The sequence below is a fragment of the Pantoea brenneri genome, assembly GCF_038594305.1.
In the GTDB taxonomy this organism is placed as follows: domain Bacteria; phylum Pseudomonadota; class Gammaproteobacteria; order Enterobacterales; family Enterobacteriaceae; genus Pantoea; species Pantoea brenneri.
In genome coordinates this window covers 2254419-2275996 of the sequence record NZ_JBCGBG010000001.1, presented here as the reverse complement: position 1 = coordinate 2275996, position 21578 = coordinate 2254419, and the positions used below count along the sequence as shown (strand labels likewise).

24 protein-coding genes, 1 tRNA gene and 1 pseudogene are annotated in these 21578 nt (G+C 59.1%); 17 read left to right on the top strand and 9 right to left on the bottom strand.

From position 1 onward, the window contains the following. Positions 1 to 24: 24 nt before the first annotated feature. A pseudogene (locus tag AABB92_RS23460) lies at positions 25 to 87 on the bottom strand (hypothetical protein); the annotation flags it as partial. Here AABB92_RS23460 and dnaQ point away from each other — a divergent pair. Beyond that, positions 78 to 758: a DNA polymerase III subunit epsilon gene (gene dnaQ, locus AABB92_RS10820; RefSeq protein WP_353846918.1), complete on the top strand. Its 681-nt coding sequence runs from the start codon at positions 78 to 80 to the stop codon at positions 756 to 758. The pseudogene AABB92_RS23460 and the gene dnaQ overlap by 10 nt on opposite strands. Before the next feature lie 134 nt (positions 759 to 892). Next, positions 893 to 969, top strand: a tRNA-Asp gene (locus AABB92_RS10815). Positions 970 to 1041: 72 nt separating this feature from the next. Here the strand turns inward: AABB92_RS10815 and AABB92_RS10810 are convergent. Continuing rightward, positions 1042 to 2535 carry an NCS1 family nucleobase:cation symporter-1 gene (locus AABB92_RS10810; protein WP_031377457.1) on the bottom strand — a complete coding sequence of 498 codons (1494 nt, stop codon included), beginning with the start codon at positions 2533 to 2535 and terminating at the stop codon, positions 1042 to 1044. Positions 2536 to 2679: 144 nt separating this feature from the next. Here AABB92_RS10810 and AABB92_RS10805 point away from each other — a divergent pair, with 144 nt between their 5' ends. From AABB92_RS10805 to puuE, 3 genes are read left to right on the top strand one after another with little or no spacing between them, the layout of a single operon-like run. Further along, complete coding sequence (locus AABB92_RS10805) at positions 2680 to 3402, top strand: GntR family transcriptional regulator (protein ID WP_031377458.1); 723 nt, start codon at positions 2680 to 2682, stop codon at positions 3400 to 3402. Then, positions 3399 to 4130, top strand: a complete 732-nt coding sequence (hpxA, locus tag AABB92_RS10800) for an allantoin racemase (protein ID WP_031377459.1) — start codon at positions 3399 to 3401, stop codon at positions 4128 to 4130. Before AABB92_RS10805 ends, hpxA begins: the two co-directional genes overlap by 4 nt. Positions 4131 to 4164: 34 nt before the next feature. Continuing rightward, entirely contained in the window at positions 4165 to 5127 is a 963-nt protein-coding gene (puuE, locus tag AABB92_RS10795) for an allantoinase PuuE (RefSeq protein ID WP_031377460.1), read from the top strand. A 61-nt stretch (positions 5128 to 5188) separates the two neighbouring features. On the opposite strand, the gene hpxZ is transcribed toward puuE, so the two are convergent. Genes hpxZ through AABB92_RS10775 form a run of 4 tightly spaced genes read right to left on the bottom strand, consistent with a single transcriptional unit; the run spans position 5189 to position 8747 of the window. Next, complete coding sequence (gene hpxZ / locus AABB92_RS10790) at positions 5189 to 5572, bottom strand: oxalurate catabolism protein HpxZ (protein WP_031377461.1); 384 nt, start codon at positions 5570 to 5572, stop codon at positions 5189 to 5191. Next, positions 5572 to 6969 (bottom strand): AtzE family amidohydrolase, encoded by a 1398-nt coding sequence (locus AABB92_RS10785; protein ID WP_046288503.1) that lies wholly within the window; start codon positions 6967 to 6969, stop codon positions 5572 to 5574. Before AABB92_RS10785 ends, hpxZ begins: the two co-directional genes overlap by 1 nt. Then, a complete protein-coding gene (gene hpxX / locus AABB92_RS10780) occupies positions 6966 to 7148 on the bottom strand; it encodes an oxalurate catabolism protein HpxX (RefSeq protein WP_031374962.1) in 183 nt (60 codons plus the stop codon). Before hpxX ends, AABB92_RS10785 begins: the two co-directional genes overlap by 4 nt. Before the next feature lie 12 nt (positions 7149 to 7160). Then, positions 7161 to 8747: a gamma-glutamyltransferase family protein gene (locus AABB92_RS10775; protein WP_031374963.1), complete on the bottom strand. Its 1587-nt coding sequence runs from the start codon at positions 8745 to 8747 to the stop codon at positions 7161 to 7163. Positions 8748 to 8890: 143 nt separating this feature from the next. Here AABB92_RS10775 and hpxU point away from each other — a divergent pair, with 143 nt between their 5' ends. From hpxU to uraH, 9 genes are all read left to right on the top strand, one after another. Further along, on the top strand, positions 8891 to 9730 hold the full coding sequence (gene hpxU / locus AABB92_RS10770; RefSeq protein ID WP_031374964.1) for a MurR/RpiR family transcriptional regulator HpxU: 840 nt from the start codon (positions 8891 to 8893) through the stop codon (positions 9728 to 9730). 192 nt (positions 9731 to 9922) lie between these two features. Then, a complete protein-coding gene (locus AABB92_RS10765) occupies positions 9923 to 10708 on the top strand; it encodes a transporter substrate-binding domain-containing protein (protein ID WP_031374965.1) in 786 nt (261 codons plus the stop codon). A gap of 10 nt (positions 10709 to 10718) precedes the next feature. After that, positions 10719 to 11384, top strand: a complete 666-nt coding sequence (locus AABB92_RS10760) for an amino acid ABC transporter permease (protein WP_031374966.1) — start codon at positions 10719 to 10721, stop codon at positions 11382 to 11384. Continuing rightward, a complete protein-coding gene (locus AABB92_RS10755; protein ID WP_031374967.1) occupies positions 11384 to 12040 on the top strand; it encodes an amino acid ABC transporter permease in 657 nt (218 codons plus the stop codon). Before AABB92_RS10760 ends, AABB92_RS10755 begins: the two co-directional genes overlap by 1 nt. Then, positions 12021 to 12752: an amino acid ABC transporter ATP-binding protein gene (locus AABB92_RS10750; protein WP_031374968.1), complete on the top strand. Its 732-nt coding sequence runs from the start codon at positions 12021 to 12023 to the stop codon at positions 12750 to 12752. The genes AABB92_RS10755 and AABB92_RS10750 overlap by 20 nt, the downstream gene beginning before the upstream one ends. Positions 12753 to 12773: 21 nt before the next feature. Further along, positions 12774 to 14009 (top strand): pyridoxal-phosphate-dependent aminotransferase family protein, encoded by a 1236-nt coding sequence (locus tag AABB92_RS10745; protein WP_031374969.1) that lies wholly within the window; start codon positions 12774 to 12776, stop codon positions 14007 to 14009. After that, on the top strand, positions 14006 to 15259 hold the full coding sequence (gene hpxK, locus AABB92_RS10740) for an allantoate amidohydrolase (protein WP_031374970.1): 1254 nt from the start codon (positions 14006 to 14008) through the stop codon (positions 15257 to 15259). The genes AABB92_RS10745 and hpxK overlap by 4 nt, the downstream gene beginning before the upstream one ends. 2 nt (positions 15260 to 15261) lie before the next feature. After that, the gene (gene uraD, locus AABB92_RS10735; protein WP_031374971.1) at positions 15262 to 15756 is read left to right on the top strand and encodes a 2-oxo-4-hydroxy-4-carboxy-5-ureidoimidazoline decarboxylase; all 495 of its coding nucleotides are present in this window, start codon (positions 15262 to 15264) and stop codon (positions 15754 to 15756) included. Beyond that, positions 15753 to 16088 carry a hydroxyisourate hydrolase gene (gene uraH, locus AABB92_RS10730; RefSeq protein WP_031374972.1) on the top strand — a complete coding sequence of 112 codons (336 nt, stop codon included), beginning with the start codon at positions 15753 to 15755 and terminating at the stop codon, positions 16086 to 16088. Before uraD ends, uraH begins: the two co-directional genes overlap by 4 nt. Before the next feature lie 28 nt (positions 16089 to 16116). On the opposite strand, the gene AABB92_RS10725 is transcribed toward uraH, so the two are convergent. Then, entirely contained in the window at positions 16117 to 16884 is a 768-nt protein-coding gene (locus AABB92_RS10725; protein ID WP_031374973.1) for an amidohydrolase, read from the bottom strand. Beyond that, positions 16872 to 18032 (bottom strand): pyridoxal phosphate-dependent aminotransferase, encoded by a 1161-nt coding sequence (locus AABB92_RS10720; protein WP_031374974.1) that lies wholly within the window; start codon positions 18030 to 18032, stop codon positions 16872 to 16874. The genes AABB92_RS10725 and AABB92_RS10720 overlap by 13 nt, the downstream gene beginning before the upstream one ends. 594 nt (positions 18033 to 18626) lie before the next feature. On the opposite strand from AABB92_RS10720, the gene AABB92_RS10715 reads away from it, so the two are divergent. Genes AABB92_RS10715 through AABB92_RS10705 form a run of 3 tightly spaced genes read left to right on the top strand, consistent with a single transcriptional unit; the run spans position 18627 to position 20465 of the window. After that, positions 18627 to 19241, top strand: coding sequence for a methylthioribulose 1-phosphate dehydratase (locus AABB92_RS10715; protein ID WP_031374975.1), 615 nt, complete (start codon positions 18627 to 18629; stop codon positions 19239 to 19241). Then, positions 19238 to 19921, top strand: coding sequence for an acireductone synthase (gene mtnC, locus AABB92_RS10710; protein ID WP_031374976.1), 684 nt, complete (start codon positions 19238 to 19240; stop codon positions 19919 to 19921). Before AABB92_RS10715 ends, mtnC begins: the two co-directional genes overlap by 4 nt. A 1-nt stretch (position 19922) precedes the next feature. Then, positions 19923 to 20465 (top strand): 1,2-dihydroxy-3-keto-5-methylthiopentene dioxygenase, encoded by a 543-nt coding sequence (locus AABB92_RS10705; RefSeq protein WP_046288502.1) that lies wholly within the window; start codon positions 19923 to 19925, stop codon positions 20463 to 20465. Between the two features lie 53 nt (positions 20466 to 20518). Here the strand turns inward: AABB92_RS10705 and mtnA are convergent, their stop codons facing one another. After that, positions 20519 to 21541 (bottom strand): S-methyl-5-thioribose-1-phosphate isomerase, encoded by a 1023-nt coding sequence (gene mtnA, locus AABB92_RS10700; protein ID WP_031374977.1) that lies wholly within the window; start codon positions 21539 to 21541, stop codon positions 20519 to 20521. Between the last annotated feature and the right edge of the window lie 37 nt (positions 21542 to 21578).

Sequence of the window (21578 nt, the reverse complement as noted above, 5' to 3'; positions counted from 1 at the left end):
GCTAAGTCTGACATAAAACGGGTCTTATGAGCACTGCAAATAACCGCCAGATCGTACTCGATACTGAAACCACCGGCATGAACATGATCGGGGTACATTATGAGGGTCACCGCATCATTGAGATTGGTGCGGTCGAAGTGATTAACCGTCGCCTGACCGGTAACAATTTTCATATGTATCTGAAGCCCGATCGGCTGGTGGATCCGGAAGCGTTTGGCGTGCACGGCATTGCAGACGAGTTCCTCGCTGACAAGCCGACATTCAGTGAGATTGCCGATGAGTTTCTCGACTATATTCGCGGCGCTGAGCTGGTAATCCATAACGCGCCGTTTGATATCGGCTTTATGGACTACGAATTCGCCAAATTGCAGCGCGGCATCGAAAAAACGGAAACCTTCTGCAAGATTACCGACAGTCTGGCACTGGCGCGCCGGATGTTCCCCGGCAAGCGCAACAGCCTTGATGCGCTCTGCTCACGCTATGAGATCGACAACAGCAAACGAACCCTGCACGGCGCACTGCTCGATGCCGAGATCCTCGCAGACGTATTTCTGACCATGACCGGCGGTCAGACCTCACTCTCATTTTTATCGGAGAGTGAAAGCGCCCGTCAGGCGCAGGGGGAGAGCATTCAGCGCATTGTGCGTCCGACATCCGCTTTACGGGTGGTGACCGCCAGCGATGAGGAGATCGTCGCGCATGAATCGCGTCTCGATCTGGTGATGAAGAAGGGCGGCAGCTGCCTGTGGCGCGGCTGAAGTCAGTGATTTTGCGGGAAAAATCAACGCGAAGGTGAAAAAACCAGCAAACGGTTTTTTCCTCCGGAAAAAGCGTTGACGTGGTGGGAGCCTGCCATTAATATTCGCCTCGTTCTCGACGGGGAACAAAGCGCGGAGCGGTAGTTCAGTTGGTTAGAATACCTGCCTGTCACGCAGGGGGTCGCGGGTTCGAGCCCCGTCCGTTCCGCCAATCTCTTTAAAGAAGCCGATTCAGTAATGAATCGGCTTTTTGCTGTCTGCGTGTTACCCACTGCTGGTGTGTTTAATCCTTTTGCACCGCGACGTTACTGCGCCAGTTGCTCACCTCTTCGGTTTCACGATCCTCGCGGGCGATAAAGCGATAACAGCCTGCCGCCAGACCTGCACCGATAAACCAGCTAAAGTTCGCTACCTCATGCAGTGACGGAATAAAGCTGATGACCAGACAGATTGCGACCGAAGGCAGCAGTGCGCCAATTGCTTTCGGATTAAAGCCGCCGCGATACCAGTAACGGCCCGCCGGGGTGTCATTGAACAGATCGTTCACATCAATACGGCCACGCTTAATCAGATAAAAATCCGTCAGCAGAATGCCGAACAGCGGTCCGATAAAGGAACCCAGCACGTCGAGGGTATAGTGAATCAGCTCCGGTGACTGGAACAGGTTCCACGGCGTTAACAGTACCGAACCCACGGCGGCAATCATTCCGCCCGTCCGGAAGCTGATTTTTTGCGGCGAGCAGTTAGAAAAGTCGAACGCCGGTGAGACAAAGTTGGCCACGATGTTGATGCCGATGGTGGCGATAATCATGGTCAGCAGGCCAATTGCCACCGCGAGGTCATTACCGACCCGGCTCACGGTTTCGATTGGGTCGGTGATCATTTTACCGAACAGCGACTGGGTGCCAGAGACAATCACCACCGTCACAATCGAAAACAGCAGAAAGTTGAACGGCAGGCCCCAGCGGTTACCGCGACGGATCTCCGCCATGCTTTTGCCGTAACGTGAGAAATCACCAAAGTTCAGCAGCGGGCCGGAGAAGTAGGAAACCACTAACGCGGTGGCGGTAATCATCTGCCACGTCTGCTCACCGGCTGACAGCGACTTGCTGGCGAGAGTGAAAGAGATACCATCAAAACCGGTCTTGTATACAATCCAGCCGGCCAGCGCCACCATCACCACATAGACTGCCGGCCCGGCGACATCAATAAAGCGCTTGATGGCGCTCATGCCGTGCCAGAACACCATCGCCTGCAGCAGCCACATGGTACCAAAGCAGCACCAGCCCAGCAGCGACAGACCCAGCCAGCTGGTTTCGGTCATCGACGACAGTGACGGCGCAAACTTCAGCAGGACCAGCATCAGCGCGTTGGCGGCCAGATAGGTCTGAATGCCGTACCACGCAAAGGCGATCAGTCCGCGAATCACCGCCGGTATGTTAGCGCCAAACACCCCAAATGCCTGACGGCAGATCACCGCGTAAGGCACGCCCGCCATCTGGCTCGGTTTCGCCACCAGGTTGGCGCAGATCTGCACGATACAGATGCCCACCAGCAGACACAGCAGCACCTGCCAGCTGGCTAACCCCAGCGTAAAGAAGCTGGCGGCCACCACATACCCGCCCATGCTGTGCACATCCGACATCCAGAATGAAAAAATGTTGTACCACGACCAGTTCTGGTCGCGGGTCGGCGCCAGGTCGTCGTTACACAGCCGTGGGCTGTAGCTGGCGTTGGCTTCAGAGGCCGTGCTGGCCACCGTTGAATGATTTGGCATGAAACCTGCTCCTCTACCCGAGAGTGGAATGAATAATTGCGTGAAAGCGTATTGCAGGATTCAGGCCAGATTTGTTTTCTTGTATACAAAAATTATTGTTCATGTATACGATATGCTGCGCACAGTCACCTACCGGAGCGGGTAATGAAGAGTGAAACAGGCCAGCGAAAGGCCGCCGAACTGCATGATAAAGATGAGGCTATCTACCAGGCGTTGATGAACGCGATTGTTGAACATCAGCTGCCACCCGGCAGTAAATTACCGGAAGAGGCCCTCTCTGCGGTGTTTGGTGTCAGTCGCACCGGGATCCGTAAAGTGCTGCAACGCCTCGCGGCAGTGCAAATGGTGACTCTGACGCCCAAACGCGGTGCACAGGTTGCCACCCCGGGCGTTGACGAAGCGCGCGATATCTTTCGTACCCGCAGTTTAATGGAGTGCGCCAACCTGCCCGCGGTGCTGGCGCATCTGCAGGCACCGCATCTGGCGGCGCTGGCGCAGTTAATCGCGCAGGAGAATCAGGCTCATGCCGACCAGGATGGCCCGGCCGCGATTCGGCTGTCGGCCGCGTTTCATATTCAGTTGCAGGCTATCTCCGGCAATCAGGTGCTGACCGAGATGGTAACCCGACTGACGCAGCGCTCATCGCTGGTGATTGCCGCCTATGGCGCGCCCTGGCAGCACGGCTGTCGCTGTGACGATCACACTACGCTGCTCAGCCTGCTGCGCGATCGCGCCCTGGCACCGCTGACGCAGGCGCTGCAGCAGCACTTCGAACACATTGTCTCCAGCCTGCACTTTGAACGTAGCGGTGAAACCCTGCCCGATTTCGCCCGGCTGTTTGGCACGGATAAAGGAAATGCATCATGAGCCTGATTCAGGTCATCAACCCGAATACCAGCCTGGCAATGACCGAAACCATCGGCCAGGCAGCCCGCGCCGTGGCGGCTCCGGATACCGAAATTCTGGCCGTCTGCCCGACGCACGGCGTGCCGTCGATTGAGGGTCATTTCGACGAAGCGATAGCCGCTATCGGTGTGCTGGAGCAGATCAAGCTGGGTAAAGCGCAGGGCGTCAGCGGCCATGTGATTGCCTGCTTTGGCGATCCGGGTCTGCTGGCGGCGCGGGAGCTGGCCAGCGGTCCGGTGGTGGGAATCGCGGAAGCGGCGATGCACACCGCGACGCTGCTGGCGACACGTTTCTCGATTGTTACTACGCTGCCGCGCACGTTGGTGATTGCACGCCATCTGCTGCAGCAGTATGGCTTCAGCCATCACTGTGCAGCGCTGCACGCCATCGATCTGCCGGTGCTGGCACTGGAAGATGGCAGCGGACTGGCGCAGGAGAAAGTGCGCCAGCGCTGCATCCAGGCGAAGCGTGAAGATGGCAGCGGGGCGATTGTGCTGGGCTGCGGTGGTATGGCGACACTGGCCGCTTCCCTGACGCAGGAACTCGGCCTGCCGGTGATTGATGGCGTCGGTGCAGCGGTCAAAATGGTCGAGTCGCTGGTGGCGCTTGGCTTTGGCACCAGCAAATATGGCGATCTGGCCTGGCCTTTGCAGAAACATCTCTCAGGTGCGTTTCAGCATCTAAACTAACGGAACTCTCCCGATTGATGACAGGAAGCGAGTAATGACTGACGCTGCAGAGAAGAAAGAGTACAGCTTTAACAAAAACTATCCGCGCGATTTAATCGGTTATGGCGCCAATCCGCCGCACGCCGCCTGGCCCAACAACGCCCGCGTGGCGGTGCAGTTTGTCCTGAATTACGAAGAAGGAGCGGAAAATAGCGTGCTGCACGGCGACGCCGGCTCGGAGCAGTTTCTCTCCGACATCATTGGCGCGGCCAGTTATCCGGATCGCCATATGTCGATGGAGTCGCTGTATGAGTACGGCTCACGCGCTGGCTTCTGGCGCATCCATAATGAATTCCAGAAACGCGGTCTGCCGCTCACCGTGTTTGGCGTAGCCATGGCGCTGGCACGTCATCCGGAGATTGTTGAGGCGATTAAACAGGCGGACTACGATGTGGTGAGCCACGGCTGGCGCTGGATCCACTATCAGGGAATGGACGCCAAAACCGAACGCCAGCATATGCAGCAGGCGGTGGATGTGCTGATCGACCTGTTTGGCAAAGCGCCCACCGGCTGGTACACCGGCCGTGACAGCCCGAACACCCGCCGTCTGGTGGTGGAGCAGGGCGGTTTCAGCTACGACAGCGATTATTATGGCGACGATCTGCCGTTCTGGACCCAGGTCACCTGTCAGGATGGCACGGTCAAACCGCACCTGATCATTCCTTACACCCTGGAGTGCAACGACATGCGTTTTGCCTCGCCACAGGGCTTCAATACTGCCGAACAGTTCTTCACCTATCTGCGCGATACCTTTGATGTGCTGTATGAAGAAGGCGAAACGGCGCCGAAGATGATGTCGGTCGGCATGCATTGCCGCCTGCTGGGGCGTCCCGGAAAATTCCATGCGTTGCAGAACTTCCTCGATCATATCCAGCAGCATGATGACGTCTGGATTTGCAGCCGTCAGCAGATTGCCGAGCACTGGATCAAAACGCATCCGGCACCGGACGCACCCTGAGGTCAGCGCAAGGCGTTTCATTCAGCCACCGGGCCGGACGAAACGCCTGCTGTTCAGGCGCTTAACTCATCAGGCTCACCTGGGCCGCAACGATGCACCAGCCGTGCGGCAACCGCACCCAGGTTTGCTGTTGCCGGCCGATTTTATCGCTGCCGGCGCGGGTGAATTCGGTGCTGCACACCGCAAGGTCTTCGCCAAAAGTGGTGATCACGGTGTTGCGCAGCGTTCGCTCCAGCCCGGCAGAAGGGCGGGCAGCACGGAATGCGCGTATCTCATCAATGCCGTATAAATTCTCACCGGCACCCAGCCGAACGGTGCGGGCATCATGCCAGAACAGCGCATCCAGCTCGGCAATATCGTTGCTGACCAGCGCCTGCTCGTAGCGGTAAAACTGTGCCGTCACTTCACTGACTATCTGCGGTAAATTGATCTGTTGAATGTCCATCAGGCTCCTGCCATGTTGATTTGTGCCAGTGTGATACCTTGTTGTTCCAGTGCCCACGCAGCACGCAACACGGCCGCTTCATTAAAGGGACGGGCGATTAACTGCAGGCCAATCGGCAAACCACTGCGGGTCGCCAGCGGCACGGTGCAGACCGGCAATCCCAGGAAAGAGATCGGCTGCGTCAGCATACCCATGCTGGCTTTGGCGGGCAGTTCCTCTCCATTAATCGTGATAGTTTGCTGACCAATGGTAATCGCGCTGCACGGCGTCGCCGGTGCAATCAGCAGGTCAAACTGGCTGAACAGCGGCAGCACCTGCTGCTGGAAATGGCGACGGAAACGCTGCGCCTGCAGATACCAGGCGGCGGGCATCATCGCACCCGCCAGTAAACGCTCTCGGGAGTTGGGTTCAAACTGCTCTGGCACCTGACGTAACGCAGGCAGATAATGGTTACCCCCTTCCGCCGCCGTCATGATAAAGGCAGCAGAGCGCGCCAGTTCGGCTTCCGGCATCACCACCTGCTGCTGCGCGTCGAGCGCGGCGGCGACAACCGCAACCGCAGCCCGTGCCTCTTCGTCACACCAGTCATTAAAAAAACCGCCCAGCACGCCGCAGCGTAACCCTTCCACACCGCGGGACAGGGTCGGCAGCGTCGCAGCCGCGGGTCGGCTGGCCTGAAACGCATCGCTGCTGTCTGCGCCCTGTAGCTGATCATAGACCAGCGCCAGATCGTCGACCCGGCGGGCGAAGGGGCCAATGTGGTCGAGGCTGGCGACAAACGGATGGCTGCCGCTACGCGACAGGCGGCCAAAGGTCGGCTTCAGGCCAAACGTACCGCACAGCGAGGCGGGGACCCGAATCGAGCCGTTGGTGTCCGTGCCAAGTGAAAAATGAACCAGACCGGCCGCCACCGCCGCGGCTGAGCCGCCCGAGGAGCCACCCGCCACGCGGCTCAGGTCGCGCGGATTATGGGTCGCGCCGTAGTGGCTGTTTTCGGTGGTAAAGCCGTAGGCGTAGGCATCCATATTCAGCATGCCCGACAGCATCGCGCCCGCCTGCCGCAGCCGGTCAATGGCAAACGCATCCGCACGCGCGGCGGGCCGTTGACTGAACAGGCTGGCTCCGGCCAGCGTACTGTAGCCGGCAACGTCAAACAGGTTTTTTACCGCGTAGGGGATACCCGCCAGCGGCGGCAGATCTTCACCGCGCTGGCGCTTGGTATCGATACTCTCTGCCTCTTTCAGCATCCGCTGCCCGGTGACCTCAGTCCATGCATTGAGCTGCGGATTGTGCTGCTCAATCGCCTGCAGTGTGTTTTCAGCCACCTCTCTGGCGCTGATCTCGCCGTTGTGGATCGCCAGACGCAGCGTCTGAATCGAAACGTCGCTCAGTTTCATGCCTGATACACTCCCGCGACTTCCAGTCGATCGTCCAGCGGAAAGGCCATCAGCGGCGCGGCCATCTGCGCGATACGCGTCAGTTGGATTAACAGCTCTGCGCGCCGGGCTTCGTCCAGCTCCAGTTGTAGCATCTGCTCCATGTGAGCAAGATAGGGGGTCCAGTCAGCTTGATTCATGGTTGGCTCCTGTTAAAAACCGGCGGCGCTGCCGTTGCTGCGCGGATCGCTGGCACCTTCAAACATGCCATTGCTGTGGCGCACGATAGCGCCCGCATGGCCGACAAATTCACTGAAGGCCGGCAGCAGCTCGACCTGATGTCCCCACTGCCGCAGCAGCTCCACCGTTTCCGGTGCGAGACGGCTCTCCAGTTTGAGTGAGTCGGAAGACTGACCCCAGGTGCGGCCCAGCAGCCAGCGCGGTGCGCTGACCGCCTGTTGCAGCGGCAGGCCCTGAATCACATGACGGGTGAAAATCGCCGCCTGGGTTTGCGGCTGGCCATCGCCGCCCATCGATCCATAGACCAGGGTACGGCCATCTTTCAGGCGCGCGGCAGCGGGATTAAGGGTATGAAAAGGCTGCTTGCCGGGGGCCAGCGCCAGCAGGTGATCGGGATCGAGACTGAATGCCGCGCCGCGATTCTGCCAGGTAATGCCGGTGCCCGGCAGCACCACGCCGCTGCCAAATTCGTGATAAATACTCTGGATAAACGATATGGCCAGGCCGCTGCTGTCCATCACGCCCATCCAGACGGTGTCGCCCGGACCCCGCCCGTTACCCCAGGGCGCCGCCTGGCGATCGTCGATCTGACTGGCGAGCGTGGCGAGATGATCGCTGTCGAGCAGCGCCTGTAAATCTTCGGTAACGTGGCGCGGATCGGTAATGTGTTTATCACGCAGCGCGAAGGCTTTTTTGGTGGCTTCCACGATGCGGTGTACGGTCTGCGCTTCACTGGCGTCAGCCATATCCAGCGCGTCGGTAATGCCAAGGATCGCCAGCGACACCATGCCCTGAGTCGGCGGCGTCATATTCCAGATATCGCCTTCGCTGTGTGAAAGATGCAGCGGAGTACAGCGGCGGGCGCGCTGCTGTTGCAGATCCTCCAGGGTGATCGGCATGCCCAGCGCTGACATCTCACTGGCCAGATGGCGCGCCAGCGGGCCGCGATAAAAACTGTCGAGCCCCTGCTCCGTCAGCTGACACAGCGTTTGCGCCAGCGCCGGCTGGGTAAAGCGGCTGCCCGGCTGCGGCACATCGCCATCAGGCATAAAGGTGGCGGCAAAGCCGGGCTGATGCTGTAACTCGTTGCGGAAGGTCGCCGTGGCGGCCGTCTGTGAAGCGGTCACCGGAATGCCATCGGCCGCATAGCGAATGGCATCGCGCAGCAGACGTGCCAGCGGCAGCGGGGCAGCTCCCAGCTCCGCGCCCAGCTGCAATGCTTCATGCCAGCCGCTGACCGTGCCGGCGACGGTTAATGCCGCTTTCGGGCCGCGGTGTGGAATCTGTTGATGATCGCCGTAGAAATCGAAGTGAGCCAGCGATCCGGCTGCACCGCTGGCATCAATCGCGACAGGATCGCCGCCTGGCGGCATAATCAGCCAGAAGCCATCGCCACCGAGGCCATTCATGTGTGGATAGACCACGGCGATAGTTGATGCCGCCGCCACCATCGCTTCAATGGCGTTGCCGCCGTCACGCAGCACCGCCAGCGCACTTTCGCTGGCCAGATGGTGTGGCGTCACCGCCATCCCCTGTGGGGCCATATTGCTTTGAATCATGCTTTTCTCGTTCTGTTATCGGGTGACAGAACGGTATACAAAGCAAGAGCTGTTCCAGTTTTCATTCCGGCCGCGGTTGCAGCCGCGTTAACCTGGCGCAAATTATGCTAGCTTCAGCTGAAACAAAAGTTACAGGACCTGTTATGCAACAGCTTGATGAACGACTCAGAAGCCACTATTCCCAGCTCTCACCGCAAGAGCAACGGATTGCCGACTTTGTTTTTGACCATTTTGACGATCTGATCAGCTACAACAGCGCCGAGCTGGCGCGGCTTAGCGGCGTTTCGAAAGCCACTGTCAGCCGGTTGTTTAAACGTCTGGGTTATGAAAAGTACAAAGAGATGCGTGATGAGTTGCGCACCCTGCGTCAGAGCGGCATGCCGCTAACTGATAACCGCGATGCGGTGCAGGGCAACACCTTACTGTCACGGCACTATAAGCAGGAAATGGCTAACCTGACGCAGTGGGTGAATAGTCTGGATGCACAGCATTTCGGTGAGGTGATCCAGCAGCTGGCGCAGGCAAAACGTGTCTTTATTATCGGCATGCGTAACGCCTATCCGGTGGCGCTGCACCTGCGTCAGCAGCTGATGCAGGCGCGGCCGCAGGTGCATATTCTGCCGCAGCCGGGCCAGACGCTGGCCGAAGAGCTGGTGGATATCACGCCGGATGACATGGTAGTGGTGATGGCGTTCCGCCGCCGCACCCGGATGATTCGCCCGCTGATGCAACAGCTACAAACCGCCGGCATCCCGCTGCTGGCGCTGTGTGAGCCGCAGGCGCAAACGGTGATTGCGCTGGCACGCTGGCAGCTCTGCGCGCCGCTCGACAGCGTCTCGGCTTTTGACAGCTACGCTTCGGCAATGAGCCTGATCAACCTGATCGCCAACGCGCTGCTGCATGAAATGCTGGCGCAGGGCCGTCAGCGTATTCATCAGATCGCCGATCTTTACCAGCAGTTTGACGAGCTGGAGCACCGCTAACAGGCACCGTTTTGGTGCCTTGCCCCATTTTAGTACAGCCTTTTTCGACAGCATTTCGCGGCTTATCAGGCCGCTTTTCTCCCAACCTCATTGCCATCTAACCCTTTTTCTCCCGCTGCGCTGATTGGCACATTAGTTGCAGAATGCATGCTTAAGAATCTTTTGTTTCACACAATCTCACCGGGGTGCATAATGAAAAAAGTTTTGATGGCGGTTGCGGCAGCGGCATTACTGATGGCACAGGCGGGCAGCGCGCTGGCCGATCAGCTGCAGGATATCCAGCAGCGTGGCGTGATCCGGGTGGCGGTGCCGCAGGATTTCCCGCCGTTTGGTTCAGTCGGCACCGATCTGCAACCCCAGGGTTACGACATCGACATGGCGAAGTACCTGGCGAAGCAGATGAAACTTAAGTTACAGCTGGTGCCGGTCAGCAGCGCCAACCGGGTGCCTTATCTGCAAACTGACAAAGTCGATCTGGTGATCTCCAGCATGGGCAAAAACGCGGAGCGTGAAAAAGTGATCGATTTCACCCGCGCCTATGCGCCGTTCTTCCTCGGTGTCTTTGGGCCGAAAGGCGAAGAGATCAAATCGGCGGCGGCACTGAGCGGCAAGTCGATTGGCGTAACCCGTGGCGCAGTGGAGGACATGGTGCTGAGTGAGGTCGCGCCGAAGGACGCTCAGGTGAAACGTTACGAAGATAACAACACCACGCTGTCAGCTTACCTTTCCGGTCAGGTGCAGTATGTCGCGACCGGCAACCTGGTGGTGGCAGCAATCGCCCGTCAGAACCCGGCCAAAGCACCGGTTGCCCAGTTTATGCTGAAAGATTCGCCCTGCTTCATTGGCCTGAAGAAAGACCAGCCGGCACTGAAAGAGAAGATCAATGGGCTGATTGAGCAGGGCATCAAAGATGGCACCCTGAACAACCTGTCAGAACAGTGGCTGAAAGCCCCGCTGCCCGCCAGCCTCGGCGCCTGAGGAACGGATAATGATCGGGCAACTTAACTTTCCCGCCCTGTGGCCCTACTGGCCGGAGCTGCTCTCCGGCCTGTGGGTCACCATCCAGTTAACGCTGCTGGCCACCGTCGGCGGCGTCAGCCTCGGCATCGTCGGCGCCGCGCTGCGCAGCGGTAAACCCGGCTGGATGAGCCGTCTGTGGGGCGTCTACGTCGAGCTGATCCGCAATACGCCGTTCGTGGTGCAACTGTTCTTTATCGTGTTTGGCCTGCCTAATCTGGGGCTAAAGCTCACCGCCGGTGAAGCAGCGCTGCTGGCGATGCTGATCAACCTTGGTGCCTACAGCACTGAGATCATCCGCGCCGGTATTCAGGTGACGCCAAAAGGACAGTGGGAAGCGGGCCGGGTGCTGGGCCTGACCCGTAGCCAGACGTTTCTGCGGGTGGTGCTGCCGCCCGCGCTGCAGCGCATTTATCCGGCGCTGGTGAGTCAGTGCATTATCGTGATGCTCGGCTCGTCGGTGGTGTCGCAGGTCTCCTACGAGGAGCTGACTTTCGCCGCTAACCTGATTCAGTCGCGCACCTTTTTAAGCTTTGAGGTCTATCTGGTGACCACGTTGATCTACCTGGCGTTGTCGATTGCGATGCGTCAGTTGCTGCTGGCGATTGGCCGTAAATGGTTTGGAGTGCAGGCATGATGACAACCTTCACTGACTGGGACATCGTGCGCAACCTGCTGCTGGCGGCGCGCTGGACCCTGCTGCTCTCTCTGGTGGCGTTTGTCGGCGGCACGCTGGTGACGCTGCCGTTGCTGTTTATGCGGCTATTGCAACGTAAATGGCTGACGCGCTGGGTACGCGGCTATACCGCGCTGTTCCAGGGTACGCCGCTGCTGATGCAGCTGTTTCTGGCCTTCTTTGGCGTCGGGCTGTTCGGGATTGACGTCGCGCCCTGGACGGCGGCCTCGCTGGCGCTGACCTTTTACACCAGTGCCTTTCTGGTCGATATCTGGTACGGCAGTATTCGCGCGTTGCCGAAAGGCCAATGGGAAGCGTCACGCTGTCTCGGCCTGAGTTTCGGCCAGACCCTGGCGCGGGTGGTTGCGCCGCAGGCGATCCGCATCGCCATCGCCCCGACGGTCGGCTTTGCGGTACAGGTGATCAAAGGCACTGCGCTGGCGTCGATTATCGGTTTTATTGAGCTGACCAAAGCCGGCACCATTCTGAACAACGTGACCTATCAGCCGTTCAAAGTCTTTGGGCTGGTGGCGCTCGGTTACTTCCTGATGTGTTATCCGCTGTCTCGCTACAGCCAGTATCTGGAGAAAAAATTCAATGCCGCTCATCACCATTAATCAGGTGCAAAAATATTACGGCGACAACCATGTGTTGAAAGGCGTGGATCTGGATATCGACATGGGTGAGGTGATCTCGATTATCGGTCGCAGTGGCTCGGGTAAAAGCACGTTGTTGCGCTGCATCAACGGGCTGGAAGGCTATCAGGAAGGCAGCATCAAGCTTGGCGGCATGACCATCACCGACCGCGATTCGCAGGCCCGCGAGATCAGCCGTTCAATCGGCATGGTGTTTCAGAGCTTCAACCTGTTCCCGCACATGACCGCGCTGGAAAATGTCATGCTGGCACCACGTCGGGTATTGAAAAAGGGTGAGGCGGAGTGCCGGGCGCTGGCGACGCAGATGCTGGAGAAGGTCGGGCTGGGTGAACGCCTCAATTACTATCCAGCCAGCCTCTCCGGCGGTCAGCAGCAGCGGGTGGCAATCGCCCGTGCGCTGGCGATGACGCCGAAAGTTTTACTCTGTGACGAAATCACCTCGGCGCTCGATCCTGAGCTGGTCGGCGAAGTGCTCAAAGTACTGGAGCAGCTGGCGGCAGAAGGAATGACGCTGATCCTCGTCACCCATGAAATGAACTTCGCCCGCGACGTGGGCGATCGCGTGGTCTTTATGCATCAGGGGCGCGTCTGGGAGCAGGGCGACAGCAAAACGTTATTTGCGCAGCCGCAATCGCCTGAACTGAAACAGTTTATCTCCTCGGTCCGCCTGTAAGTCTTCAACAAGGAATTCATCATGGATATCACTCGCTACCCGCAACTCAATCCACCGCAACGTCTGCTGATGGGACCTGGGCCGATCAACGCCGATCCGCGCGTCCTGCGTGCCATGTCAAGCCAGTTGCTTGGCCAGTACGATCCCGCCATGACCCATTACATGAACGAGGTAATGGCGCTCTATCGCGGCGTATTCCGTACCGAAAACCGCTGGACCCTGCTGATTGATGGCACCTCGCGCGCCGGGATTGAAGCGATCCTGCTCTCCGCCATCCGGCCCGGCGACAAAGTACTGGTGCCGGTGTTTGGCCGCTTTGGGCACCTGTTGTGTGAAATCGCCCGTCGCTGCCGCGCAGAGGTTCACACTATTGAGGTGCCATGGGGCGAGGTCTTTACTCCCGATCAGATCGAAGATGCGATCAAAAAAGTGCGGCCACGGCTGCTGCTGACGGTACAGGGCGACACCTCCACCACCATGCTGCAACCGCTGGCGCAGCTGGGGGCAATCTGCAAACAGTATGGCGTGCTGTTCTACACCGATGCTACCGCGTCGCTGGCCGGTAATGCGCTGGAAACCGATGCCTGGGGTCTGGATGCGGTCTCTGCCGGGATGCAGAAGTGCCTCGGCGGTCCGTCCGGTACCTCGCCGATCACCCTGAGCGAACAGATGGAAGCGGTGATCCGCAAGCGTAAGTGCGTCGAACAGGGGATCCGAACCGACGCGCATCAGGATGGGGAAGAGGAGATGATCTACTCCAACTATTTTGATCTCGGCATGATCATGGATTACTGGGGGCCGGAGCGTCTGAATCACCACACTGAAGCGACCAGCGCACTGTTTGGCGCCCGCGAATGCGCCCGTCTGATCCTGCAGGAAGGTCTGGATAACGGCATTGCGCGCCACAAACTGCACGGCGAAGCGCTGCTGAAAGGCATTCAGGGTATGGGACTGGAGACCTTTGGCGACCTGCAACACAAAATGAATAACGTGCTGGGCGTGGTGATCCCTACGGGCATCAATGGCGATCAGGTACGGCAACTGATGCTGAATGATTTCGGCATTGAAATTGGCACCTCGTTTGGTCCGCTGCACGGCAAGGTGTGGCGCATCGGCACCATGGGCTTCAATGCCCGCAAGGATTGTGTCATGCAGACGCTGGCGGCGCTGGAAACGGTGCTGACCTATCTGGGCTATCGCACGCCGCAGGGCGCTGCTGCGCAGGCGGCCTGGGACTACTACGGGAGCCAGGCATGATGATGAACGCCAGCGAAGCCCACGCTGCTGCACAGCGCGTCATGGCGCGCTGTGATGCGCTGGCAGCGATCAGCGAAACGGCGCAGGGACTGACGCGTGTCTACCTGTCGCCGGAGCACCTGCGCGCCAACGCCTGCGTCGGAGAGTGGATGCAGGCCGCCGGAATGCAGGTGTGGCAGGATGCGGTCGGCAACATTTGTGGCCGCTACGAAGCAGCCGAACCGGGGGCTCCCGCCTTACTGCTCGGTTCGCATCTCGACACGGTACGTAACGCCGGTCGCTATGACGGCATGCTGGGCGTGCTGAGCGCCATCGAAACCGTACAGTGGCTGCATCAGCACCAGCAGCGTTTGCCGCTGGCAATTGAGGTGATCGGTTTCGGCGACGAAGAGGGGACCCGTTTTGGCATTACGCTGCTCGGCAGCCGCGGCATTACCGGTAGCTGGCCGCAGAGCTGGGTAACCCATCCTGACGGCAACGGCATTACCGTGGCGCAGGCGATGGCAGATGTCGGGCTCGACAGCAGCCAAATCGCCACCGCCGCGCGCCGGGTAGAGGATATTGTCGGTTACCTTGAGTTGCACATTGAGCAGGGGCCGTGTCTTGAACAGGCAGATCTGCCCCTGGGCGTGGTGACGGCGATCAACGGTGCGCGCCGGCTGAACTGCCGCTTCATCGGCGAAGCCGGGCATGCCGGTACGGTACCGATGACCCACCGTAAAGATGCGCTGGCTGCCGCTGCCGAATGGATGGTGTTTATCGAGCAGACCACCCGCGAGCAGGATCCCCAGCTGGTGGCGACGGTCGGCACTCTGACCTGTGCGCCCGGCGCGGTAAATGTGATCCCTGGCGAGGTTGCGCTGTCGCTGGATGTACGCGGCCCGCTGGACAATCCGCTGGAGGCGCTGCTCTCCAGCCTGTTAACCCAGGCGGAGGCGATCGCGCTGCGTCGCGGATTACGCTTTGAGGCGAACGAATATTACCGCATCGGGGCCACCGCCTGTGACTCCGCGCTGCAACAGGCGTTGAGTCATGCGGTGGAAACGGTGCAAGGGCGCAGCCTGTCGCTGCCGAGCGGCGCTGGCCATGATGCGATTGCGATTGCCGAACGCTGGCCGGTCGGCATGCTATTTGTGCGTAATCATCGCGGTATCAGCCACCATCCGGCGGAGTCGGTGGCGGTGAATGATGTTGCCCCGGCACTGCAGGCCTACCTGCAGGCGGTTTGTCTGATTGCTGAACGGAGCTGAGCATGCAATTAACCACCTTTAATCAGTTGCCGGAAGAGCAGGCACTGGCGGCGATTGCCCACTGTGTGGCGATCCCGCACTGGCAGCAGGCGCTGGTGGCGGCGCGTCCCTATGCATCGTTGGCGGCACTGCTCGCCACCGGCGATGCACTGGCGCGACAGTGGCAGGGCGATGCTTTACAGGCGGCGCTGGCTGCCCATCCACGTATCGGCGAACGGGCCAGCGGAAGCGACAAACAGGCGACGCTGTCGCGCGGCGAACAGTCTGCTATGCAGCAGGCCGATCGGTCGCTACAACAGGCGATGCAACAGGGCAATCAGACTTATGAGGCGCGCTTTGGCCGGGTATTTTTAATCCGAGCCAAAGGACGCAGCGCAGAGCAGATGCTGGCGGAATTGCAGCGTCGGCTCCAGAATGATCAGCAGGCTGAGCAGCAGGAAGCGCTGGATCAGCTGCGTGAAATTACCCTGTTACGGCTGGAGGAGAGCATAGAATGAGTACTGTCACGACCCATATTCTTGATACGGCAATAGGCAAACCGGCCAGCGGCGTGGCGATTTCGCTGGAGCAGAACAGCCCGGAAGGGTGGTTCCCGCTGTCTCAGGGCGAAACCGACAGCGATGGCCGACTGAAAACCCTGACCCCGGAGCCGCTGACGCCGGGTCACTACCGCTTAACTGCGGAGATTGGCGACTATTTTGCCGCCGCCGGTCGGGATGCGCTTTATGTCAGCGCCCAGATCGATTTTGTCATTGCCGAAGCGGGCAGCCATTTTCATCTGCCGTTCCTGATCTCGCCGTGGTCGTGGTCAACCTATCGCGGCAGCTGATTGCTGTCGGCCAGGCTTGCGCGACAGACTACAGCGTAAACCGATCCGCATCCTGCCAGGCCGGGAAGCGTTCACGATAAGCATTGAGCGCCTCCAGCGACAGCGCGGCATCCAGCCGGGCGCGCTGGAACGGCTCGGCCGCCTGCAGGATCGCACCCTGCGGCGAAATAATCTGGCTGTCGCCACGGTACTGATGCTGGTTGCCATCACTGCCGACCCGGTTACAGCCCGCCACGTAAGCCTGATTCTCAATCGCGCGCGCTAACAGCAGCGCCTGCCAGTGCAACGCACGCGGCGCAGGCCAGTTGGCGACGTACAGCGCCAGATCGTAATCATTGCGGTTACGTGAAAAAACCGGGAAACGCAGGTCATAACAGATTTGTGGCAGAATGCGCCAGCCGCGCCATTCAACTATCTGACGCTGCTCGCCGGGCAAATAGTGATGATGCTCATCCGCCATACGAAACAGATGCCGCTTGTCGTACTGATGCAGCGTTCCGTCCGGCTCGACCAGTAAAAAGCGGTTTACCGCGCCGTTTTCGGTCTGGATCGCCGCACTGCCGCCGATCAGGGCGTCAGTCTGCCGGGCATGATGTTGCAGCCATTCCACCACCTGCGTCTGAGGCAACGAGCTTTTTGCCGCCTCCATCGCAAAGCCGGTGGTAAACATTTCCGGCAGCAGAATTAAATCGCGTCCGGTAATGCCAGCCAGTTGCTGATCGAAATGGCGCAGATTCGCCTCGCCATCCATCCAGCTCAGGGTCTCCTGCAATACGGTGAGGTTTAAAGCTGACATAAGCGCTCCGCGGCGGCATCTAACGTCGCTTGCTGTTTAGCAAAACAGAGGCGAATCAGTTTATGAGGGAAGGGATCGGCGCAGAACACCGACAGCGGTATCGCCGCCACGCCTGCTTCTTTGGTCAGCCACTGGCAGAAACTGACATCGTCCAGATCGGAGATTGCGCTGTAGTCCACCAGTAAAAAATAGGTGCCTTCGCACGGCAGAATCCTGAAGCGGCTATGCTGCAAGGCCGCAATCAGCTGGTCGCGACGCGCCTGATAAAACGCCGGCAGCTCGCGATAATGTTCCGGCTGGTGACGCAGCATATCGGCAATCGCCAGCTGCGCCGGGGTATTGACCGAAAAGGTCAGATACTGATGTACCTTGCGTACTTCAGCGCTGATCGCCGCCGGTGCAATGCAGTAACCCACTTTCCAGCCGGTCATGTGGAAGGTTTTGCCAAACGAAGAGACGGCAATAGCGCGCTGACGCAGTTCCGGATGAGCCAGTACGCTGGCATGACCTGCCGGATCAAAGCAGATGTGTTCATACACTTCGTCGCTCAGCACATACACCGGCAGCCCGGCAATCGCCTGCCACAGCGCGGCATAATCCTCGCGCCGCCAGACGGTAGCCGAAGGATTGTGCGGCGTATTCAGGATCACCAGCCGGGTTTTCTCACTCAGCAGCGCACCAAAGGCCGACCAGTCAACGCGAAAGGTCGGTGGTTGCAGGGCGATGCGCTTCAGCACCCCACCCGACAGTTCAACCGCTGGCGCATAGCTGTCGTAGCTGGGATCAAAACAGATCACCTCATCGCCCGGCCTGACCAGCGCGGTAATTGCCGCGTACAGTGCCTCAGTCGCCCCGGCAGTAACCGTAATCTCGCGCTCGACGTCCGGACGATAGTCATAAAGCTCAGCGGTTTTCTCCGCAATCGCCTCGCGTAACGGCAAAGCGCCGGTCATCGGGGCATACTGATTCGCACCCTGACTAACGTGATACGCCAGCCGCTGCTGCAAATAGTCCGGCCCGTTAAAATCGGGAAAGCCCTGAGAAAGGTTAATAGCGTTGTGCTGCTGTGCCAGCGCACTCATCTGGCTAAAAATGGTCGTCCCAAGCGCCGGAAGTTTGCTGTCAGGAATCAGGTTGTGCTGCGTCATGGTTTTCTGGCCTTAAGCGCGAATGTCGATGCGGAGTCACCCGGTGTTTGTGCCACTATAAACAGGATGGTAGTATTTGGCAATCGAGACGCTTAGACGGCTAAATGCGTCATGCTCCGCACCTCAGCGGCGTTGGCTGCGTTTGCTTACCCCGGTCACTTACTCTTGTAAGCTCATGGGGATGCGCGCACTTGCCGCCTTGCTGAGATGCGGATCATTTAGCATTTACAATGCGTCATGCTCTGCACCTCAGCGGCGATGGTTGCGTTTGCTTACCCCGGTCACTGACTGATGTAAGCTCATGGGGATGCGCGCTTACCGCCTTGCCTGCCTTCATGCTCCGCGCGGCAGCGGCGTTGCCTGCGTTTGCTTACCCCGGTCACTGACTGATGTCAGCTCCCGGGGATAAGCGCGCTTACCGCCTTGCTGACACACGGATCATTTGGCAGGGATTATGAGCTTTGCTGATACAGGAATCATTGAAAAGACATCGTGAGCTTTGCTGGCAAAGTAGCAAACTTAACCTGTTGTATTTTTAGGGCCGTTACCGTTATCTGAGTTACCAGCCATCACATTCCACTGCAAGGAAACCCTATGTCGGATATTCACCCGTTAGATCAGCTGGTCGCCGCCTGTCACTGGATTGGTGCGAAGGGCTGGGCACCCGCGACCGGCGGTAATATGTCTGTGCGTCAGGATGCGCAGATCTGTCTGCTGAGCGAATCCGGTAAAGATAAAGGCACGCTGACGCGTGATGACTTTATCCAGGTCGATATTGCCACCAGCCAGGCGCTCTCCGGCCGCAAGCCGTCGGCGGAAACCGGCCTGCACACGCTGATCTATCGGCTCTTTCCTGAGGCGGGCGCGGTGCTGCACACCCATACCGTGAATGCGACGGTGTTATCGCGGGTCGAGCAGGGCGCGGCGCTGCTGCTGCACGGTTATGAGATGCAGAAAACGCTCACCGGTCAGCATAATCACCTGGATACCGTCGCCATCCCGGTGTTCGATAACAGCCAGGACATTGCGGCGCTGGCGTCGGAAATTGAAGATTACGCCGCCCGGTTTCCGCTGCGCTATGGCTTCCTGCTGCGCGGTCACGGCTTAACCTGCTGGGGCCGCGATGTCAGCGAAGCGCGTCGCCAGCTGGAAGGGCTGGAATTTTTATTTGAATGTGAACGTCAACGTCGCCTGCTGGAGAACACATGATCCGCGCCATTGTTACCGATATTGAAGGCACCACCAGCGATATCCGCTTTGTCCATAACATCCTGTTTCCTTACGCGCGCCAGCATCTGGCGACGTTCCTGCGTGACCAGCAGCATCAGCCAGAGGTGCAGGCTGCACTTGAGGCGGTGCGGGCTGAGGTCGATCAGCCGCAGGCCGATCTGCCGACCCTGACGCAGATCCTGTTCAGCTTTATGGATCAGGATCGTAAATCTACCGGACTGAAAGCGCTGCAGGGGATGATCTGGCGTGATGGCTATCTCAACGGCAGTTTCACCGGCCATCTTTATCCCGATGTGCTCCCGGCCCTGACCGCCTGGCAGGCGCAGGGTCGTAAACTCTATGTATATTCCTCAGGCTCGGTTGCGGCGCAGAAATTGTTATTTGGCTACAGCGACGAAGGTGATATTACTGGCTTATTCAGCGGCTACTTCGATACGCACGTCGGCGCTAAACGTGAAGTCGCGGCGTATCACACCATTGCCGCACAGATTGGCCTGCCAGCGGAGCAACTGCTGTTCCTGTCGGATATTCATCAGGAGCTGGATGCGGCTGCCCAGGCTGGCTGGCATACCCTGCAGCTGATACGTGGTGAGGCGGATGGCGCAAGTTGCCACCGTCAGGTCACTGATTTTTCTGAGATTAACCTGGAGTCGATTTAAAATGAGTGCACTGACTATTTTTACCGACAGCGAAGCCAGCCAGCCGATATGGCACAGCACCGACCCGCAGGCGATCGCTGAGCGGCTGAATACTAAAGGCGTCCGCTTTGAACGCTGGGAAGCCGATCGCGATTTGGGGGAAAACCCGGACGCAGCAGCGGTTATCACCGCCTATCAGCATGCGATTGACCGGCTGGTGGCGGAGAAGGGCTATCAGAGCTGGGACGTGATCAGCATGCGGGCGGACAATCCGCAGAAAACGGTGCTGCGCGAAAAGTTTCTTTCCGAACACACCCACGGCGAAGATGAAGTGCGTTTCTTTGTTGAGGGCGCGGGTTTGTTCTGCCTGCATCTGGATGGCGAGATCCTGCAGATCCTGTGCGAAAAGAACGATCTGATCTCGGTGCCTGCCGGTACGCCACACTGGTTTGATATGGGATCGTCGCCGCATTTCACCGCGATTCGGATTTTTGATAATCAGGAAGGGTGGATCGCTAACTTTACCGGTGACAGGATTGCCGACGCCTATCCACGACTGGCGTAATCGGCTGAGCCGCTTCGGCCACCGCGCAGAACAGTGCGCGGTGGCCGTCTGACTCACTGGGGCTGGAAAATTCCCGCCGCTACCTGCTCCGGTGTTACCACGCCGGTATCCAGAACCCAACCGCTAATCAGGGCGGCTGGCGTCACATCAAACGCCGGGTTGTAGACGTTCGCCGCTTCAGGTGCCCACTGCACGCTGCCAAAACTGCCGGCCACGCCGGTCACTTCACTGGCAGCGCGCTGCTCGATCGGAATCGCCGCACCGTTCGGGCAGCTGCGATCCAGCGTGGTGTGCGGCGCGGCCACATAAAACGGGATCTGATGATAGTGTGCCAGTACCGCCAGGCTGTAGGTGCCGATCTTATTGGCGACGTCGCCGTTGGCGGCAATCCGGTCAGCGCCGACCCACACTGCGTCCACCTGTTTGCTGGCCATCAGACTGGCGGCCATGCTGTCGGTAATCAGGGTATAAGGAACCGCCCGTTCGCCCAGCTCCCAGGCCGTTAGCCGGCCGCCCTGCAACAGCGGACGGGTTTCATCGACCCAGACGTTGTTAACCCGGCCCTGCTGATGAGCGAGGATGATTACCCCCAGCGCGGTGCCGACGCCCGCCGTTGCCAGCCCGCCGGTGTTACAGTGGGTCAGCAGCTGGCTGTTGGGTTTTACCAGCGTGCTGCCTGCGGTGGCAATCGCCTCGCACAGCTGTTTATCTTCTTCGACCAGTCGCCAGGCTTCCTCGGCCAGCGCGGTAGCGAACGCCGGTTGCGCCAGCGCCTGTTTCATCCGATCAAGGTTATTCATCAGATTGACGGCGGTAGGGCGGGCAGCACGCAGGATCGCCAGCGACTCAGCCAGTTGCCTCTGCGTCTGTCCCTGTTCTGCCAGCAACGCCAGCAATAACGAGGCGGAAAGGCCAATCAGTGGCGCACCGCGCACCCGCAGCGCGTGAATATGCTCAACCAGCTGCGCCACACTGTGCGCTGGTAGCCAGTTTTTTTGCTGCGGCAGCGCCTGCTGATCGAGGATCCAGAGCTGATTGTCACGAACCTGTAAGCTGGTGGTTTGGAGAGTCTGCATGGTGGGTGAAATCCCTGTTGCGTTAATGTCAGATATT

Bases quoted from the DNA above. Each gene is read 5' to 3' on its own strand.
- AABB92_RS10755 (WP_031374967.1), top strand. From the start codon at position 11,384: ATGACAACCTTCACTGACTGGGACATCGTGCGCAACCTGCTGCTGGCG.
- hpxX (WP_031374962.1), bottom strand. From the start codon at position 7,148: ATGAATCAAGCTGACTGGACCCCCTATCTTGCTCACATGGAGCAGATG.
- hpxK (WP_031374970.1), top strand. From the start codon at position 14,006: ATGATGATGAACGCCAGCGAAGCCCACGCTGCTGCACAGCGCGTCATG.
- AABB92_RS10750 (WP_031374968.1), top strand. From the start codon at position 12,021: ATGCCGCTCATCACCATTAATCAGGTGCAAAAATATTACGGCGACAAC.
- hpxU (WP_031374964.1), top strand. From the start codon at position 8,891: ATGCAACAGCTTGATGAACGACTCAGAAGCCACTATTCCCAGCTCTCA.
- dnaQ (WP_353846918.1), top strand. From the start codon at position 78: ATGAACATGATCGGGGTACATTATGAGGGTCACCGCATCATTGAGATT.
- AABB92_RS10765 (WP_031374965.1), top strand. From the start codon at position 9,923: ATGAAAAAAGTTTTGATGGCGGTTGCGGCAGCGGCATTACTGATGGCA.
- AABB92_RS10745 (WP_031374969.1), top strand. From the start codon at position 12,774: ATGGATATCACTCGCTACCCGCAACTCAATCCACCGCAACGTCTGCTG.
- mtnA (WP_031374977.1), bottom strand. From the start codon at position 21,541: ATGCAGACTCTCCAAACCACCAGCTTACAGGTTCGTGACAATCAGCTC.
- AABB92_RS10785 (WP_046288503.1), bottom strand. From the start codon at position 6,969: ATGAAACTGAGCGACGTTTCGATTCAGACGCTGCGTCTGGCGATCCAC.
- AABB92_RS10715 (WP_031374975.1), top strand. From the start codon at position 18,627: ATGTCGGATATTCACCCGTTAGATCAGCTGGTCGCCGCCTGTCACTGG.
- puuE (WP_031377460.1), top strand. From the start codon at position 4,165: ATGACTGACGCTGCAGAGAAGAAAGAGTACAGCTTTAACAAAAACTAT.
- hpxA (WP_031377459.1), top strand. From the start codon at position 3,399: ATGAGCCTGATTCAGGTCATCAACCCGAATACCAGCCTGGCAATGACC.
- hpxZ (WP_031377461.1), bottom strand. From the start codon at position 5,572: ATGGACATTCAACAGATCAATTTACCGCAGATAGTCAGTGAAGTGACG.
- AABB92_RS10775 (WP_031374963.1), bottom strand. From the start codon at position 8,747: ATGATTCAAAGCAATATGGCCCCACAGGGGATGGCGGTGACGCCACAC.
- AABB92_RS10725 (WP_031374973.1), bottom strand. From the start codon at position 16,884: ATGTCAGCTTTAAACCTCACCGTATTGCAGGAGACCCTGAGCTGGATG.
- uraH (WP_031374972.1), top strand. From the start codon at position 15,753: ATGAGTACTGTCACGACCCATATTCTTGATACGGCAATAGGCAAACCG.
- AABB92_RS10760 (WP_031374966.1), top strand. From the start codon at position 10,719: ATGATCGGGCAACTTAACTTTCCCGCCCTGTGGCCCTACTGGCCGGAG.
- AABB92_RS10705 (WP_046288502.1), top strand. From the start codon at position 19,923: ATGAGTGCACTGACTATTTTTACCGACAGCGAAGCCAGCCAGCCGATA.
- AABB92_RS10805 (WP_031377458.1), top strand. From the start codon at position 2,680: ATGAAGAGTGAAACAGGCCAGCGAAAGGCCGCCGAACTGCATGATAAA.
- AABB92_RS10720 (WP_031374974.1), bottom strand. From the start codon at position 18,032: ATGACGCAGCACAACCTGATTCCTGACAGCAAACTTCCGGCGCTTGGG.
- mtnC (WP_031374976.1), top strand. From the start codon at position 19,238: ATGATCCGCGCCATTGTTACCGATATTGAAGGCACCACCAGCGATATC.
- AABB92_RS10810 (WP_031377457.1), bottom strand. From the start codon at position 2,535: ATGCCAAATCATTCAACGGTGGCCAGCACGGCCTCTGAAGCCAACGCC.
- uraD (WP_031374971.1), top strand. From the start codon at position 15,262: ATGCAATTAACCACCTTTAATCAGTTGCCGGAAGAGCAGGCACTGGCG.